This window comes from Streptomyces sp. NPDC025618, assembly GCF_055558795.1.
In genome coordinates this window covers 158,296-175,283 of the sequence record NZ_JBVHLW010000001.1, presented here as the reverse complement: position 1 = coordinate 175,283, position 16,988 = coordinate 158,296, and the positions used below count along the sequence as shown (strand labels likewise).

Annotated in this window: 15 protein-coding genes; 8 read left to right on the top strand and 7 right to left on the bottom strand. The window is 72.8% G+C overall.

From position 1 onward, the window contains the following. Window positions 1–196: 196 nt before the first annotated feature. Complete coding sequence (gene ileS / locus ACZ4A5_RS00770) at window positions 197–3,340, bottom strand: isoleucine--tRNA ligase (protein WP_467576627.1); 3,144 nt, start codon at window positions 3,338–3,340, stop codon at window positions 197–199. A gap of 487 nt (window positions 3,341–3,827) precedes the next feature. On the opposite strand from ileS, the gene ACZ4A5_RS00765 reads away from it, so the two are divergent. The 5 genes from ACZ4A5_RS00765 (at window position 3,828) to ACZ4A5_RS00745 (ending at window position 8,435) form a co-directional block, all read left to right on the top strand. Further along, window positions 3,828–4,610, top strand: coding sequence for a TraR/DksA family transcriptional regulator (locus tag ACZ4A5_RS00765; RefSeq protein WP_467576624.1), 783 nt, complete (start codon window positions 3,828–3,830; stop codon window positions 4,608–4,610). A gap of 87 nt (window positions 4,611–4,697) precedes the next feature. Beyond that, window positions 4,698–5,255 (top strand): signal peptidase II, encoded by a 558-nt coding sequence (gene lspA / locus ACZ4A5_RS00760; RefSeq protein WP_467576622.1) that lies wholly within the window; start codon window positions 4,698–4,700, stop codon window positions 5,253–5,255. A gap of 61 nt (window positions 5,256–5,316) precedes the next feature. Beyond that, window positions 5,317–6,258 carry an RluA family pseudouridine synthase gene (locus ACZ4A5_RS00755; protein ID WP_467576619.1) on the top strand — a complete coding sequence of 314 codons (942 nt, stop codon included), beginning with the start codon at window positions 5,317–5,319 and terminating at the stop codon, window positions 6,256–6,258. Next, on the top strand, window positions 6,255–6,737 hold the full coding sequence (locus ACZ4A5_RS00750; RefSeq protein ID WP_467576617.1) for a GNAT family N-acetyltransferase: 483 nt from the start codon (window positions 6,255–6,257) through the stop codon (window positions 6,735–6,737). The genes ACZ4A5_RS00755 and ACZ4A5_RS00750 overlap by 4 nt, the downstream gene beginning before the upstream one ends. A gap of 108 nt (window positions 6,738–6,845) precedes the next feature. Then, entirely contained in the window at window positions 6,846–8,435 is a 1,590-nt protein-coding gene (locus tag ACZ4A5_RS00745; RefSeq protein ID WP_467576613.1) for a Na+/H+ antiporter, read from the top strand. 3 nt (window positions 8,436–8,438) lie between these two features. Here the strand turns inward: ACZ4A5_RS00745 and ACZ4A5_RS00740 are convergent, their stop codons facing one another. Then, entirely contained in the window at window positions 8,439–9,503 is a 1,065-nt protein-coding gene (locus ACZ4A5_RS00740; RefSeq protein ID WP_467576610.1) for a mechanosensitive ion channel family protein, read from the bottom strand. 109 nt (window positions 9,504–9,612) lie between these two features. Between ACZ4A5_RS00740 and ACZ4A5_RS00735 the strand changes: the two genes are divergently transcribed. Then, complete coding sequence (locus ACZ4A5_RS00735) at window positions 9,613–10,200, top strand: dienelactone hydrolase family protein (RefSeq protein ID WP_467576607.1); 588 nt, start codon at window positions 9,613–9,615, stop codon at window positions 10,198–10,200. 285 nt (window positions 10,201–10,485) lie between these two features. On the opposite strand, the gene ACZ4A5_RS00730 is transcribed toward ACZ4A5_RS00735, so the two are convergent. Continuing rightward, the gene (locus ACZ4A5_RS00730) at window positions 10,486–12,120 is read right to left on the bottom strand and encodes an alkaline phosphatase D family protein (RefSeq protein WP_467576605.1); all 1,635 of its coding nucleotides are present in this window, start codon (window positions 12,118–12,120) and stop codon (window positions 10,486–10,488) included. Between the two features lie 137 nt (window positions 12,121–12,257). Between ACZ4A5_RS00730 and ACZ4A5_RS00725 the strand changes: the two genes are divergently transcribed. After that, window positions 12,258–12,332, top strand: a complete 75-nt coding sequence (locus tag ACZ4A5_RS00725) for a 50S ribosomal protein bL37 (RefSeq protein WP_374223834.1) — start codon at window positions 12,258–12,260, stop codon at window positions 12,330–12,332. An 86-nt stretch (window positions 12,333–12,418) separates the two neighbouring features. Here the strand turns inward: ACZ4A5_RS00725 and ACZ4A5_RS00720 are convergent, their stop codons facing one another. The 4 genes from ACZ4A5_RS00720 to ACZ4A5_RS00705 all read right to left on the bottom strand — a co-directional run bounded on the left by ACZ4A5_RS00720 (window position 12,419) and on the right by ACZ4A5_RS00705 (window position 16,414). Further along, on the bottom strand, window positions 12,419–13,045 hold the full coding sequence (locus ACZ4A5_RS00720) for an ABC transporter permease (protein ID WP_467576602.1): 627 nt from the start codon (window positions 13,043–13,045) through the stop codon (window positions 12,419–12,421). A 59-nt stretch (window positions 13,046–13,104) separates the two neighbouring features. Then, window positions 13,105–13,941 (bottom strand): ABC transporter permease, encoded by an 837-nt coding sequence (locus tag ACZ4A5_RS00715; RefSeq protein ID WP_467576600.1) that lies wholly within the window; start codon window positions 13,939–13,941, stop codon window positions 13,105–13,107. 67 nt (window positions 13,942–14,008) lie between these two features. Beyond that, window positions 14,009–15,019 carry an ABC transporter ATP-binding protein gene (locus tag ACZ4A5_RS00710; protein ID WP_467576597.1) on the bottom strand — a complete coding sequence of 337 codons (1,011 nt, stop codon included), beginning with the start codon at window positions 15,017–15,019 and terminating at the stop codon, window positions 14,009–14,011. A gap of 72 nt (window positions 15,020–15,091) precedes the next feature. Next, window positions 15,092–16,414, bottom strand: coding sequence for an NYN domain-containing protein (locus tag ACZ4A5_RS00705; protein WP_467576595.1), 1,323 nt, complete (start codon window positions 16,412–16,414; stop codon window positions 15,092–15,094). A 253-nt stretch (window positions 16,415–16,667) separates the two neighbouring features. On the opposite strand from ACZ4A5_RS00705, the gene ACZ4A5_RS00700 reads away from it, so the two are divergent. After that, window positions 16,668–16,838 (top strand): hypothetical protein, encoded by a 171-nt coding sequence (locus ACZ4A5_RS00700; protein WP_366001959.1) that lies wholly within the window; start codon window positions 16,668–16,670, stop codon window positions 16,836–16,838. Window positions 16,839–16,988 lie beyond the last annotated feature (150 nt).

Genomic DNA, 16,988 nt, shown 5'->3' with positions numbered 1-16,988 from the left:
TCCACAAAAAAAAACCCCCCCCCCCCCCCCCCCCCCCCCCCCCCCCCCCCCCCCCCCCCCCCCACCCCCCCCCCCCCCCCCCCGGCCCGTTTTCGCGACTTTTCCCCGTCTCCACCTTTTCCCCACTTCTTCTGATGTACACACAAAAGCGCCGGTCGCCCGGGAAAATCCCGGGCGACCGGCGCTCGTGGTGTCGTTACGCCTTGCGGAGGCGGAACGTCAGGCCGAGGCCCTCGTCCTCGAACGGCTCGCCGTAGGAGTCGTCGGCCTCATCCGACGCGAAGTCCGTGGCGAGCACCTCGTCCGCGATGAGGCCGGCGTGCTCGGTCAGTGCCGTGGTGGTCTCGTCGTCCGTGGCACGCCAGCGCAGCGCGATCCGGTCGGCGACGTCGAGGCCGCTGTTCTTACGGGCCTCCTGGATCAGCCGGATCGCGTCACGGGCCAGGCCCGCGCGGCGCAGCTCCTGGGTGATCTCCAGGTCGAGCGCCACCGTCGCGCCCGAGTCGGAGGCCACCGACCAGCCCTCGCGGGGCGTTTCGGTGATGATGACCTCGTCCGGGGAGAGCGCGACGCTCTCGCCGTCCACGACCACGGAGGCCGTGCCCGCGCGCAGCGCCAGCGACAGCTCCGCGGCGTCCGCCTCGGCGACGGCCTTGGCCACGGCCTGGACGCCCTTGCCGAACCGGCGGCCGAGCGCCCGGAAGTTGGCCTTCGCGGTGGTGTCGACCAGCGAGCCCCCGACCTCCGAGAGGGAGGCGAGCGAGGAGACGTTCAGCTCCTCGGTGATCTGGGCGCGCAGCTCCGGGCCCAGCTCCTCGAAGCCGGCGGCCGCGACCAGCGCGCGGGACAGCGGCTGCCGGGTCTTGACGCCGGACTCCGCGCGGGTGGCGCGGCCCAGCTCGACCAGCCGGCGCACGAGCAGCATCTGCCGGGAGAGCTCGGGGTCGATCAGGGCGGTGTCGGCCTTGGGCCAGGTCGCCAGGTGCACCGACTCGGGCGCCTCCGGGTCCACCGGGACCACGAGGTCCTGCCAGACGCGCTCGGTGATGAACGGCACCAGGGGTGCCATCAGGCGGGTGACCGTCTCGACGACCTCGTGCAGCGTGCGCAGCGCGGCCGCGTCACCCTGCCAGAACCGGCGGCGGCAGCGCCGCACGTACCAGTTCGACAGGTCGTCCACGAAGGAGGACAGCAGCTTGCCCGCGCGCTGGGTGTCGTACGCCTCCAGCGCCTGGGTGACCTGGTCGGTCAGTGAGTTGAGCTCGCCGAGCAGCCAGCGGTCGATCAGCGGGCGGCCGGCCGGGGCCGGGTCGGACGCGGAGGGCGCCCAGCCGGACGTACGGGCGTAGAGCGCCTGGAAGGCGACCGTGTTCCAGTAGGTGAGGAGCGTCTTGCGGACGACCTCCTGGATCGTGCCGTGCCCGACGCGGCGCGCGGCCCACGGGGAGCCGCCGGCGGCCATGAACCAGCGGACGGCGTCGGCGCCGTGCTGGTCCATCAGCGGGATCGGCTGGAGGATGTTGCCCAGGTGCTTGGACATCTTCCGGCCGTCCTCGGCCAGGATGTGCCCGAGGCAGACCACGTTCTCGTACGCCGACTTGTCGAAGACGAGGGTGCCCACGGCCATCAGGGTGTAGAACCAGCCGCGGGTCTGGTCGATGGCCTCCGAGATGAACTGCGCGGGGTAGCGCTTCTCGAAGAGCTCCTTGTTCTTGTACGGGTAGCCCCACTGCGCGAAGGGCATGGAACCCGAGTCGTACCAGGCGTCGATGACCTCCGGCACGCGGACGGCGGTGTGCGCGCAGCCGTCGGCGGTGCAGGTGAAGGTGACGTCGTCGATGTACGGGCGGTGCGGGTCCAGGCCGCTCTGGTCGCTGCCGGTGAGCTCGCTGAGCTCGGCCAGGGAGCCGACGCAGGTGAGGTGGTCGTCCTCGCAGCGCCAGATGGGCAGCGGGGTGCCCCAGTAGCGGTTCCGGGAGAGCGCCCAGTCGATGTTGTTGTTCAGCCAGTCGCCGAAGCGGCCGTGCTTGACGGACTCCGGGAACCAGTTGGTCCGCTCGTTCTCCGCGAGCAGGCGGTCCTTGACGGCCGTGGTGCGGATGTACCAGGACGGCTGCGCGTAGTAGAGGAGCGCGGTGTGGCAGCGCCAGCAGTGCGGGTAGCTGTGCTCGTACGCCACGTGCTTGAAGAGCAGGCCACGCGCGGACAGGTCCTCGACCAGCGCCTCGTCGGCCTTCTTGAAGAACTGGCCGCCGACGAGGGGGAGGCCCTCCTCGAAGGTGCCGTCCGGGCGGACCGGGTTGACGACCGGCAGGCCGTAGCCGCGGCAGGTGCGGAGGTCGTCCTCACCGAAGGCGGGCGCCTGGTGGACCAGACCGGTGCCGTCCTCGGTCGTCACGTACTCGGCGTTGACGACGAAGTTGGCGCCCTCCAGCTCGACCAGGTCGAACGGGCGGCGGTAGGCCCAGCGCTCCATCTCGCGGCCGGTGAACGACTCGCCGGTGGCGGTCCAGCCCTCGCCCAGGGCCTTCTCCAGCAGCGGCTCGGCGACGACCAGCTTCTCCGTGCCGTCCGTGGCGACGACGTAGCGGACGTCGGGGTGCGCGGCGACCGCGGTGTTGGAGACCAGGGTCCAGGGGGTGGTCGTCCAGACGAGGAGTGCGGCCTCGCCCGCGAGCGGGCCGGAGGTCAGCGGGAGGCGGACGTAGACGGACGGGTCGACGACCGTCTCATAGCCCTGCGCCAGCTCGTGGTCCGACAGGCCGGTGCCGCAGCGGGGGCACCAGGGGGCGACGCGGTGGTCCTGGACCAGCAGGCCCTTGTTGAAGATCTCCTTCAGCGACCACCACACGGACTGGACGTACTCCGGGTCCATCGTGCGGTACGCGTCGTCGAGGTCGACCCAATAGCCCATGCGGGTGGTGAGCTCGGCGAAGGCGTCCGTGTGCCGGGTCACCGACTCGCGGCACTTGGCGTTGAACTCCGCGATGCCGTACTTCTCGATGTCCTGCTTGCCGTTGAAGCCCAGCTCCTTCTCGACCGCGAGCTCGACCGGCAGGCCGTGGCAGTCCCATCCGGCCTTGCGGCCGACGTGGTAGCCCTGCATCGTGCGGAAGCGGGGGAAGACGTCCTTGAAGACGCGGGCCTCGATGTGGTGGGCGCCGGGCATGCCGTTGGCGGTCGGGGGGCCCTCGTAGAACACCCACTCGGGGCGGCCCTCGGACTCTTCGAGGCTACGGGCGAAAACCTTGCTCTCGCGCCAGAAATCGAGCACGGCGTGCTCGAGCGCGGGCAGGTCCACCTGAGCGGGTACCTGGCGGTACTGCGGCTGCGGACTCATCGGGTGCTTCCTCCGGCGGGACGTCATTGCGCTGTCCGTCGGAGGGACGAGAGCCGTTGCACGGTGCTCCCGCGGTACCACCCTCCTTGGCCGCAGGCGGGCTGCCTGTGGCCCCCTCATTGGGCCGCGATGCCGGTTCTACTGACCTGCCGGGTGACACCCGGGGCGTTCTTCCGGCGGCTCAGGGCTGATCTTCGACACCGCGCACGCCCTCGGGCTCCCACCGTCCCCGAGTCGCTCCTGGCTGCGTGCGGCGCTACTCGTCCCATCCACGCCTCTCGCTGCGCCCAGTGTACGGGCCCGTGACGGTCACGGCCCACCGGATAACCACCGGATATCGGCGGGGGCCGTGCGGGCGCCGATTACAGGGCCGGGGGCGGGGCACAACGGTGGAGACCGGCGTGCCCCGTTGCCGCGTGCCCGATGGGGATTTATCGTTCCGGCACGATTCGCGCGCTAGATCATAAAATGTGAAGGGGTCGCGGCCATGGTGGCGAAGAAGACCGCTCCGGCGAAAAAGGCCGCCCCGGTGAAGGTGGCCGAGGCCGCGCCGGCGGAGAAGACCGCGCCCGCCAAGAAGACGGCCGCGCCTGCCAAGAAGACTGCCTCGGCGAAGAAGGCGGCGGCTGAGAAGAAGGCGCCGGCGGAGAAGGCCGCCGCACCCGCCAGGACGGCGAGCAAGAAGAAGGCCCCCGCCAAGGCCCCTGACGAGGCCCGCGGCAAGACTCCTGACGAGGCTCGCGCCAAGGCCCCGGAAAAGAACGCCAGCAAGGTGCCGGCCAAGGCCACGAAGGCCGCCGTGTCCGCCGCGCCCGTCAGGAAGACGGCCGCGAAAGCGGCATCGGCCGGCGGGCCCGCGGCACCGGTGGCCGCCCCCGGTGAACTCGCCGTCCGGCCCGGGGAGGAGCCCTGGTCGCCCGCGGAGGTGAGCGAGGCGCGCTCGGAGCTGCAGAGCGAGGTGCTGCGGCTGCGCGCCGAGATCGCCGCCTCGGAGGAGGCGATCAGCGGGCTGATGCGCGACTCGGGCGACGGCGCCGGCGACGACCAGGCGGACACCGGCACCAAGAACATCACCCGGGAGCACGAGCTGGCCCTGGCCGCCAACGCCCGGGAGATGCTGCTCCAGACCGAGCGCGCCCTGGAGCGGCTCGACGCCGGTACGTACGGGCTCTGCGAGAACTGCGGGAAGCCCATCGGCAAGGCCCGCATGCAGGCGTTCCCCCGGGCCACCCTGTGCGTGGAGTGCAAGCAGCGCCAGGAACGCCGCTGACCCGCGCCCGCGCGCGTGCCGTACCCTCGTCCTCAGTCAGGGTGGCCCTGGCACCCATCGAGCGCGGGACGACGTCGAAGGACTCACGTGACAGAGGCGGAACAGACCACCGGCACACCCGGCAGCGGGACGGCGGCCGAGGCGCCGGACGGGGTCCGGGGCGGACGGCGGATCGCCGTCCTCCTCGTGGTGGCCGCCTTCGCCTACCTCCTCGATCTGGGCAGCAAGCTGCTCGTGGTCGCCAAGCTGGAGCACCACGACGCCGTCGAGGTCATCGGCACCTGGCTCCAGTTCGAGGTGATCCGCAACCGCGGCGCCGCCTTCGGCTTCGGCGAGGCCATGACGATCGTCTTCACCGTCATCGCGACCGCCGTGATCGTCGTCATCGCGCGGATCGCCCGCAAGCTCTACAGCCTGCCCTGGGCCATCGCGCTCGGCCTGCTCCTGGGCGGCGCGCTCGGCAACCTCACCGACCGGCTCTTCCGCTCGCCCGGCGGCTTCCAGGGCGGCGTCGTGGACTTCATCTCCACCCCGCACTTCGCGGTCTTCAACCTCGCGGACTCCGCGATCGTCTGCGGCGGCTTCCTGATCGTGATCCTCTCCTTCCGCGGCCTGGACCCGGACGGCACGGTCCACAAGGACTGAGAAGGGCCCGTACCGGACGCTGCCGTGCGGGGCCGTCCGGGCCGTCCGTCATACTCGACGGGTGAGCACCATTCCCGAGATCCGCGCCCTGCCCGTACCCGATGGCCTCGAAGGTGAGCGAGTCGACGCCGCCATCGCCCGTATGTTCGGCTTCTCCCGCACCAAGGCGGCCGAGCTGGCGGCCGCGGGGAAGGTCCAGCTCGACGGGGCCGTGGCCGGGAAGTCCGACCGGGTGACCGGCGGGGCCTGGCTGGAGGTCGAGATGCCGGCCGCCCCCGCGCCCGTGCAGATCGTCGCCGAGCCCGTCGAGGGCATGGAGATCATCCATGACGACGACGACATCGTCGTGATCGTCAAGCCCGTCGGCGTGGCCGCGCACCCCAGCCCCGGCTGGACCGGCACCACCGTCATCGGCGGCCTCGCCGCCGCGGGCTACCGCATCTCCACCTCGGGCGCCGCCGAGCGCCAGGGCATCGTGCACCGTCTGGACGTCGGCACCTCCGGCCTGATGGTCGTCGCCAAGTCCGAGCGCGCCTACACCCTGCTCAAGCAGCAGTTCCGCGAGCGCACCGTCGACAAGCGCTACCACACGCTGGTCCAGGGCCACCCGGACCCGATGAGCGGCACCATCGACGCCCCCATCGGCCGCCACCCCAACCACGACTACAAGTGGGCGGTCACCGCCGACGGCAAGCCGTCGGTGACGCACTACGACCTCATCGAGGCGTTCCGCGCCGCCAGCCTGCTCGACGTCAAGCTGGAGACCGGCCGCACGCACCAGATCCGCGTGCACATGGCCGCGCACCGCCACCCCTGCGTCGGCGACCTCACCTACGGCGCCGACCCGACCCTCGCCAAGCGGCTGAAGCTGACCCGCCAGTGGCTGCACGCCGTCCGGCTGGGCTTCGAGCACCCCGGGGACGGGCGCTGGGTGGAGTTCGAGAGCGAGTACCCGGCGGACCTGCGGCACGCCCTGGAGATCATCCGGGCCGAGAGCTCATGAGCGGGGCGGCGCCCGTCACGGTCCGCGTCGTCGCCCCCGACGACCTGACCGGCTGCCACGCGGTGCGCCGTGAGGTCTTCGTGGCGGAGCAGGGCGTCCCGGAGGCCGAGGAGATGGACGCGTACGACGCGCTCGCCGTCCACTTCCTGGCGTCCGGCCCGGCCGGGCCCGTGGGCACGGTCCGCTTTCTGCACGGCCCGCCCGCCCGGAAGAAGTACGGCCACGCGGGCGTGACCGACGACGCCACCGCCGTCCTCGGCCGGCTCGCGGTCAGCCGTGCCGCGCGCGGCACCGGGCTCGGGGTGACCCTCGTCCGGGCCGTGGAGGAGGAGGCCCGGCGGCTGGGGCTGACCCGGGTCTATCTGGAGGCGCAGACGCACGCGCTCGGCTTCTACGAGCGGCTGGGGTACGCGGCGCACGGGCCGGAGTTCGACGAGGGCAGCGGCATCGCGCACCGGGCCATGACCAAGGCGCTCTGACGCCGCGGGGTTCTCCCGCCCCGTCGGCCTCCGGACCCCGGACGAGCTGAAACCGACCTCAAGTGGCACGCTTGATCGAAGTTCGGTCGATCTGCCCGGAGGGCCCCCTTGGACCAGCTCGCGCTGCTCTTCGTCCTGCTCATCGGCGCCGTCGTCATGGTGCCGTGCGCGGACCGGCTGGGGCTGCCGTCGCCGGTGCTGATGACCCTGGGCGGCATCGTCCTCGCGCTGCTGCCCTTCGTTCCCAATGTGGACGTACCACCGGAATTCATTCTCCCGCTGGTGCTGCCGCCCCTGCTCTACGCCTCCGTGCAGCGCACCTCCTGGCGGCAGTTCGCGGCCAATGTGCGGCCGATCCTGCTGCTCGCGGTCGCGCTCGTCTTCGTGACCACCGCGGCCGTCGCCGTCGTGGCCAACGCCGTCGTGCCCGGCATCTCCGTGGCCGCGGCCGTCGCGCTCGGCGCGCTCATCGCGCCGCCCGACCCGGTCGCCGCCACCGCCGTCGCGGGCTCGCTGGGGCTGCCGCGCCGCCTGGTGTCCATCCTGGAGGGCGAGGGGCTCTTCAACGACGTCACCGCCATCGTGCTCTACCACGTGGCCATCGCCGCGGCCGTGACCGGCGGCTTCTCCCTGCCGAAGGCCTTCGGGGAACTGGTGCTGTCCGCCGTAGTGGCCGTGGCCGTCGGGCTGGCGCTCGGCTGGGCCGCCAAACGGCTGATGGACATCCTCGCCGACGCCACGCTCCAGATCGGCCTGACGCTGCTCGTGCCCTTCGTCGCCTACGTCCTGGCCGAGGAGTTCAAGGGCTCCGGGGTGCTCGCGGTGCTCACCGCCGCGCTCTTCCTCGCCGAGTACGCCATGGACGCCGACGACGTCCTCGGGCGGCTCGCCGGGCACACCTTCTGGGAGATCGTCGACACCCTCGTCACCGGCGTCGCGTTCGGGCTCATCGGCCTCGAACTCCACAATGTCTTCGGCACGGGCGCCGGCCGGTGGGGCGAGATGCTGGAGATCAGCGCCGCCGTCATCGGCGTCGTCGTGGGCGTACGGCTGCTGTGGCTGCTGCCCGCCGCCTGGCTGGCGAAGAAGCTGCACAGCCGCCGCGACATCGACGAGGACATCCCCCTGAGCTGGCGCGAGACCGTGATCATGTGGTGGTCGGGGATGCGCGGCGTCGCCTCCGTCGCGCTCGCCCTCGCGATCCCGCTCCGCATGGACGACGGCTCGCCCTTCCCCGCCCGCGACGAGATCCTCTTCATCGCCTTCGCCGTGATCATGGCCACCCTCCTCGTCCAGGGCCTGACCCTGCCCCTGCTGGTCCGGGTGCTGGGCGTGCGGCCGGACGCCGACGCCGAGCGGGAGTTCTCCCGGCAGCTCGCGGTCCGCGCCGCAAAGGCCGCCAAGCGCCGGCTCAAGGAGATCGAGAAGAGCGAGGACCTCCCCGAGGACCTCGTCGAACACCTCAGCAAGCGCGCCTTCGACGTCGGCGCCCGCATCAGCCCCGACATCCTGGACGAGGAACGGCGCGAGGCCCACGCCCAGCGCGTCGAGCGGATCCGCACCGTCCAGCGCATCCAGGGCGAGCTGCTCTCCGCGGCCCGCCACGAGGTGCTCGCCGCGCGCAGCGAGCCCGGCGCCGACCCCGAGATCGTCGACCGGGTGCTGCGCCACCTGGACGTTCGGAGCCTGCGGGGCTGACCCTCAGGACATCCCGGGGCCTTCCGCGGCCTCCGTCGTGCCGGGCGCGGGCGCGGTGTTCACCCGGGGCAGGGCGTACGGGTGCTCCCGCCGCAGCCACGCGATCAGCTGCTCCCGCACGATGCAGCGCAGGGCCCATATGTCGTCCGAGTCCTTCGCGGTCACCAGCGCCCGCACCTGGATCGTGGTCGGCGTGGTGTCGGTGACCACCAGGCTCCAGGCCCGCTGGTCCCACTCCAGGGACGCCTTGAGCACCTGGTGCAGATAGTCGCGCATGAGGTCCACGGGGGCCGAGTGGTCGAGGTGGAAGAAGACCGTGCCGGTCATCCGGGGGTTGTTGCGCGACCAGTTCTCGAACGGCCTGCCGGTGAAATAGGAGACCGGCATGGTGAGGCGGCGCTCGTCCCACGTGGCCACCACCAGATAGGTCAGCGTGATCTCCTCGACCTTGCCCCACTCGCCGGCGACCACGACCGTGTCACCGATGCGCACGACGTCGCCGAAGGCGATCTGGAGCCCCGCGAAGAGATTGCCCAGCGTCGACTGGGCGGCCACACCGGCGACGATGCCGATGAGACCGGCCGAGGCCAGCATCGACGTCCCCACCGTCTTCATGTCCGGGAACGTCAGCAGCATCGCCGCCACCGCCACCACGCAGACGGCCGCGGTGACGATCCGCTCGATCAGCGTCACCTGCGTACGCACCCGGCGCACGCGCGCCGGATCGGGCGCCCCGGCGGCGTAGCGCGCGTACATCGCCTCGACCACGGCCACCGCCAGCCGGACGACCAGCCAGGCGCACGCCCCGATCAGCACCAGGCTCAGCACCTGGCCTATCGCCGCCTGGTGCCACCGGCCGAGTTCGGCGTAGGGGTAGCTCGCGCGCAGCAGCGCCGTGCACAGCACCAGCCGGAACGGCAGGCGGGCGCGGCGCAGCAGACCCCACAGCGGAGTGTCCGGTCTGCGGGCGTCGATCCGGCGCAGCACCTGGTCCGCGATCCACCCCACGATCACGGTGACGATCAGTGCACCGCCGATGACGGACAGCGGACGCAGTACGCCCTCCATGGACACTCCAGCTCCTTCCGGCCGGCCGTGGCTCACCGGTGGGGCGCTTCCCCCCGACCGTAACTGGCACGATGGGGGCACGCGATCCACCTGTAAGGAAGTGACTCCAGTGGCGTCCTCTACCACGATTGTCCTTTTTCATTCGGCCTACGGCCTCCGGCCCGCAGTGCACGCCGCCGCGGAGCGACTGCGTGCCGCCGGGCACGAGGTGCACGTACCGGACCTCTACGACGGCCGGACGGCGGACACCGTCGAGGAGGGCATGGCCATCAAGGACGAGATCGGCAACGAGGAGCTGCTGAAGCGCGCCATCGTGGCGGTGGCGCCCCTGTCGGACCGCGGGCTGGTCTACGCGGGCTTCTCGCTCGGCGGGTCCATCGCGCAGAACCTGGCCCTCGGCGACGAGAAGGCGCGGGGGCTGCTGCTCCTGCACGGCACGTCCGACCTGGCCGAGGACGCGTCCGTGGACGAGCTGCCGGTGCAGTTGCATGTCGCCGATCCGGATCCGTTCGAGCCGCATGACTGGCTCAACGCGTGGTATCTGCGGATGCGGCGGGCCGGGGCGGAGGTGGAGGTCCACCGGTACGCCGGGGCGGGGCATCTGTTCACGGATCCGGAGCTTCCGGATTATGACGGGGAGGCGGCGGAGGCGGCTTGGCGAGTGTCGCTGGCTTTCCTGGAGGAGCTTGCCGGGTAGGCGGGCGGCTTTTTCCCCTACCCGCCCCTTCCCGAAACCGGGGGCAGGCCCCCAGGCCCCCGCAACACGGCTTCGCCGCGTTGTCCTCAAGCGCCGGACGGGCTGAATTGCGCGGACCGTGAGTTCGTAGTCTGCGGCCCGCAGATGACGAGCTCACCGTCCGGACATCCAGCCCGGCCGGCGTTTGAGGCCGCGCCCGCAGGGCGCCCCCGCCGCAGGCGCGAACTGGCCCGCACCCCACAACGAGCCGCCCGCAGGCGAGGGAAGAGAGCGCCCCACCCCCGGTCAGACCACCGGCTTGCTCACCCGTTCCACCCGCTGCGTTCCCGACAGGGTCCGGTACGAGCGGGTCCAGGACGTCTTCGCGTCGCGCTTCCGCTTGTCGGACAGGACGTAGTAGTCCATCTGCGCCCGCTCGGCGGTGACGTCGAGGACGCCGTAGCCGTGGGAGTCCATGTCCACCCACTTCACATGCCGGTTGGCGGCCTTGATCGCGCCGGCGGCGGGGAGTGAGACGGTGTGCGGCAGGACGTGCAGGGTCTCGTCGAAGTTGTCGGCGGTCACTGAGGTCACCACGAACTCGGTGGCGAGGGAGGCCGAGAGGGGATAGGTGGCGGCCTGCTTCGGCACGTCGCTGGCCCACGCCATATGGATGTCGCCGGTCAGGAAGACGGTGTTGCGGACGGCGTGGTCCGAGAGGTGGTCCAGCAGCTCGCGCCGGTCGTGCGTATAGCCGTCCCACTGGTCGGGGTTGACGGCGATGCCGCCCGCCGGCAGGCCCAGCAGCTTGGCGATCGGCTCCAGGAGGTGCGCGGGCAGCGCGCCGAAGGCGACGGGGGCCATCATCACGGGGTTGCCGACGAGGCGCCACGTGGTGTCGGAGGACGCCAGGCCCGCCTTGAGCCAGTCGAGCTGGGCGCGGCCGGTGAGCGTGCGGTGCGCGTCGTCCACCGCGCCGCTGCCCGCCTTGACCTGCTGCGAGCGGAAGGACCGCAGGTCCAGCAGATGCAGGTCGGCGAGCTTGCCGAAGCGCAGCCGCCGGTAGGTGGTGCCCTCGACGGAGGGTCTGACGGGCATCCACTCGAAGTACGCCTGCTTCGCCGCTGCGACCCTCCGCGCCCAGTCGCCTTCCGTGCCAGGAGTGTGGTTCACGGCGCCGCCCGACCAGGCGTCGTCGGCGAACTCGTGGTCGTCCCAGATCGCGACGATCGGGTGGGTGTGGTGGAGCGCCTGGAGGTCGGTGTCGGTCTTGTAATGCCCGTGCCGGGTGCGGTAGTCGGCGAGCGTGACGATCTCGTGGGTGGGCCGGTGCGGACGCACGACGTACTTCGCGGCCGGGTATTCGCCGGACTTGTACTCGTAGATGTAGTCGCCGAGGTGCAGCACCGCGTCCAGGTCGCGGCGGGCGGCGAGGTGGCGGTACGCCGAGAACCAGCCCGACTCCCAGTTGGCGCAGGACACCACGCCGAAGCGGAGGCCCGGGGTGGCCGCGTCGTGCGCGGGCGCCGTGCGCGTACGGGCGGCGGGGGAGCGTATCCCGTCCACGGCGAAGCGGAACCAGTAGGCGGTGGCCGGGCGCAGGCCGCGCACATCGGCCTTGACGGTGTGGTCGCTCGCGGCCGTGGCGGTCGCGGTGCCGCGGGCGACGACCCTGGCGAACGACTCGTCCTCGGCGACCTCCCAGCCGACCTCGACGGCGGGCCCGAGCCCGGAGCCGGGGACGGCGTCCGGGGTGGGGGTGACGCGCGTCCACAGCAGGATGCCGTCGGGGAGCGGGTCGCCCGAGGCGACACCGTGCAGGAAGGCCGGTCCGCTGTCCGCCGCGTGGGCCGAGGGGCCCGTGGCGAAGGGGAGCAGTGCGGCGGAGGCGGCGACGGCCGTGACGGCGGTGCGGCGCGATATGCGGTCGTTATCGATCACGGGCGATCACCTTACCTCCGGGTAAGGCGCGGGCCGTACGAATCCTGACAGTTCGTCCGAGCTCTGGACTGTTGCCCGCCGGTCCGCTACGACCGAGATGCGGGCCGCCGTTCGCGCGCCCCGCGCCGGGAGGGACCATGTCGAAGCGCACCCGCAAGCGCCGCTGGCGCCTGAAGAAGAACAAGGCCAACCACGGACGACGGCCCGCCTGACCGCACGGGAGAGGGGTCACGCGGGACGGGCGGCCCGGCCGGTGGCCGGGCCGCCCGTCAGGCGTTCGTAGGCGTACGGCGCCCGGTCAGCCGGCGTCGGCCGGGCCCACGCCCGGCCAGTGCGGCTCCGGCTCCGGGTCGCGCGGCCCGAACGCCGCCGTCAGACACAGGTGCACGACCATCGCCGCCAGCGGCCATGCCAGCAGGACACCCTTGGCGCCCAGCTTCAGCGGGGCGTCGAAGACCACGCCCTTGCCCACGGACTTCGCGGTCGCGACGACGTCGGAGGACGGGCCGAGCCAGATGCCCAGCCGCCAGCCGATCAGCGAGGCGAGGAGCGAACCGGCCGCCAGCCCGGCGACCAGCGGAATGCCCCCGCGGCGGCGGAACCAGAACACCGCCGCCGAGCTCAGCACGCCGAAGCCCAGCGCCAGCAGCGCGAACGTGCCGTCCGCGCCGATCGCCTGCTCGCCCTCGGAGTTCTTCAGATAGACGGCCCGGCCGTCCGAGATCAGCGGGACGCGCGGCGCGAGCCACACCCACAGCAGCCCCAGCAGCACCCCGGCCACCGCCACCACCGCGGCGACGACCGCGGCCTCCCACAGCTCGGCGCGCAGCCCCGGATCCCGCTCGTCGGCGGCCCGCTCCGGGTCGAAGGGGCCGTGCGGCGGCTCGTGCGGCGGCGGGTCGTGCGGCGTCAGCGGTGCGGTCACCTTGCCATCGTGCCAGGTGGAAGGCGTGCCATCGGCGGCAGGACCGTCACTGCGGCGCGTCATCGCACGGCCGCCCGGCGGTATGCCCACGTCGCCGCCGCCAGGGAGACCACACCCACGGCCGCGCACACCCCCAGATCCGCGGCGATCAGCAGCCAGTCCGGGCGCGCGTCGAAGCTGTGGGCCAGCGCCTCCACGCCGTAGGTGGAGGGCAGCAGATCACGCGCGCAGGCGATCGGCGCGGGCATCCGGGCGGCCGGCAGCACGCCCAGCAGCAGCGCCGCGGACATGCCCAACTGGCCGCACAGCGTCGCCAGTTCCTGCCGGGGCGCGAGCAGCCCCAGCGCCGCGCCGAGCCCGGCGAGCGCCGCCCCCGCCAGCGGGACGACCGCCGCGATGATCCACAGGTGTCCCAGCGGCAGCTTGAACAGCACGCTGCCCACCACCGCCGTCACGGCGGTCCCGGGCACGGTGAACGACGCGTACGCGCCCGCCGCCCCCAGCACCACCGCCGCGGGCGGCACCGGCAGCGTCGCGTAGTGGTCGAGGCCGCCGCTCGCGCGCAGCTGACCGAAGTACTGGGCGAGGAGGTTCAGCGCGACGAACGCGACGACCAGCACGCTGGAGCCGGCCACGACGGCCCGCGCCTCGTCACCGCCGTCGACGACCCCGCGCATCAGGATCATGATCCCGACGGACTGGAACGTCGCCACGAACAGCAGCGGTATCCGCGCCACCCGGGCCCGGGACAGCTGCGCGCGGTAGACCGCGGCCAGGGACGGCAGCAGCCGCGCCCTCGGCGCGAGCGGGGCCGCCGCCTCGCCGTCCGGGCGCGGGCGGGCCCGTCCTTCCGTCCGGACCTGTCCGGGTGCCGCTTCCGCGGATACAGCAGTCACGCCGCGATGCTCCTCTTCGGTACGGACCGGTGCCCGGCCGCGCGGCTCGCCGACGGTGTGCGGGCGCTCACCCCTTGACCAGCCCTTCCGTGCGGCCGCCGAGAGCCAGATAGACGTCCTCCAGGCTCGGGGTGGCGAGGGTGAAGTCGTCCAGCGCGGCGAAGGCGGGGCCGCCGGTCACGGCGGCGACGGCCGCCCGCGCCTCGGCGGGGGCGAGCCGCAGCGACCAGCGGCGGCCCGTGGCCCGGGCCGTGTCGCGCAGCGCGGCGACCTCGGGGACGTGCAGCGGCGGCTCGGAGCGCCACACCAGCTCGACGCGCACCTCGTCGCCGACCAGCTCCTTGAGCCCGGCGGGGGAGTCGCACGCGATGATCCGGCCCCGCTCCAGCACCGCGACCCGGTCCAGGACGGTCTCGGCCTCGATGACGTTGTGGGTGACGAGCACGACGGTCGTGCCGCGCTCCGCGCGGCGGCGGTCGACGGCGGCCCACACGGCGCGGCGCGCCACGGGGTCCATTCCGGTGGTGGGCTCGTCGAGGACGAGGACGGGACGCTCGCCGACCAGCACCGCGGCGAAGCAGGCCAGCCGGCGCTGCCCGCCGGAGAGCTTCTTCAGCGGCCGCCCGGCGATCGGGCCGAGGCCGAGCTCCTCGATGACGGCGTCGCGCTCGGCGCGGGCCGCGCGCAGGCCGAGACCGCGCAGCCGGCCGGTGGTCTCGGAGGCCAGGGCGACGGTCAGCTCGTCCAGGGCCGTCGACTCCTGGCCGAGATAGCCCACCAGCCGGGAGGCGCGCTCGGGGTGGCGCACCAGGTCGTGGCCGAGGAGGTCGACGCTGCCCGCGTCGGGGCGCAGCAGCCCGGTGAGCTGGCGCACGAGCGTGGACTTGCCCGCGCCGTTGGGGCCGAGCAGCCCGAAGATCTCGCCGCGCCGGACGTCGAGGTCGATGCCGTCGCTGGCCCGTACGGCCGCGGTTCCGGGCGCTCCGCGGCGGCCGCGCGCGGCAGGATAGGTCTTGACCAGGCCGCGCACGGTGCATACCGCGCTGCCCGTCGCCGCCTGTGGTGCACCCGTCCTCACGAGCTATGAGGGTACGCGCTCGGCCGCGCCCCCTCGCGCTCGGGGCCGCGTGGCACGGCGCCCGGCGGCCGGTCAGTCCCCGGCGGGCGCGTGCTCCGCGGCGGTCCGCGCGTCGATCTCGCGCCAGAACCCGGCCCTGATCGCATAGCGGTCGTGCTCGTCGATCTGGTCGTCCTTGTGCGCCAGCAGCCCGAACCGCGCCGCGTAGCGCAGCAGCTCGCCGTCGATGCGGTGCGGGATCCGCGGGTACTCGGTGGACAGGTGCTGGAGGTGCACGGCGTCGGTGAGGCGCTCGGCCCAGCGGCGGGCGAAGACCTGGCCCACCTCGAAGGGGTCGCCGCCGACGGTGGTGATGTCCTCCTCGCGGTCGGCCCACCGCTGCTCGGCACTGGTCAGCTGGGCGAGCATCGGCAGGGAGGCCGTCTCGGGCGGCTCGCCGAGCCCGGTGCCCGGACCGCGGTCGACCCAGCCCTTGTCGGAGGACCAGCGCAGGGTGGCGCTGGGGGCCAGGCCGGACGTGCCGCCGCCCGGCTGGCCCGGGCCGGCGGGCTGGCCGGAGGGCGCGCCCTGGGACTGGCCGGCGAGGCCGCGGGCGAGGCCCGCGAGGTCCTTGGGGGTGGGCACGCCCCGGGCCGCGGGCGCCTCGCCGTTCTCCTGGCCGCGCTCGGTGCCGCAGGGCGCGGCCGAGGCGGCGGGCCGGGTGCCGTTGCGCTCGTCGGGGCGGGGGTCCGCGGGATGGGCCGCGGCCGCGGCCGCGGCGGCCGCCGCGGTCTCGGGCAGGGGCGCGGAGAGGATCGCGGCGATCTCCGGCCGGGGCGCGGGGGAGGGGGCGCAGGCGCCGGTGAGCTCCTTGGCGCGGACGGCCCGGGTGATCCACGTACGGTCCAGGACGCGCCGCTCGTCGGCCTCGGCGACGAGGTCCTCGGACTGGTTGTAGTCGCCGTCGGCGGCCTGGACGGCCCACAGGTGGACGGCGACGCCGTGCTCCTTGGCCGACATCAGGCCGGGCAGGAGGTCGCCGTCGCCGGTGACGAGGACGATGTCCGAACAGGCGCGGTTGCGGGCGAGCTCGGTGAGCTCGGCGTGCATCGCGGCGTCCACGCCCTTCTGCGCCCACCGGCCGTCGCTGCGGGTCAGGGCGCCCAGCCGGACGGTGACCCGGGGCATCACGCGCAGCCTGCGGTGCTCGGGCTGGGGAACCCGGTCGGGGGCGCCGTCGAACCAGTAGATCCGCAGCAGGGGCTGTTCCGTCTCGGCCTCGGCGCGTTCTCGGAGCCCCTGGATGAGGGTCGCGTGGTCCACGGTGATGCGGGACCGGGCGGGCTCCCCCGCCAGCAGGCTCGCGGCGGCGCCCAGCAGATAACCGGCGTCCACCAGGACGACGCAGCGGTCCACGTTCCACCCTCTTTCTGTCCGTCCAGACGTGCGGTCGCCCCCCGGCACTGCCGTGCCCTGATTTTCCTTGGCTTTCCTGGAGTCTGCCCGACCGTGCGGGGGTTATCAGTCCGAACTGGATCTTCGGCGTGGCGGATACGGGCTGACCGCGATAAGTGCACCTATCACGCACGGTAATTACCCGAAATGCACGGTTCGCCAGTGCGTGCGAGGGTGACGGCAGGGGGTCGTACGGAAGTGGAGGCACTTCAGGATGGCCAAGAACAAGAACCGGAAGCAGCCGCAGTCGTCGAGCGCGGCCGAGCGCGGGCAGCAGCAGGCCAAGAGCTCCTCGATCGAGTCGCAGAGCGAGCAGCGGGCCACGCAGGTCACCCCGGGCGACATGGCGCGCAAGGGCAAGCAGAAGCGCTTCGGACACAACTGAGTGGCGTCTGACCGATAACGGAGGGCGCCCACCGGCGCCTTGAAGCAGCGAGGGGGGGGGGGGGGGGGGGTGGGGGGGGGGCGGGGGGGGGGGGGGGGGGGGGGGGGAGGGTGGAAACATTTTTCTTTGGGGTCTTGGCGAGGGGGTGGA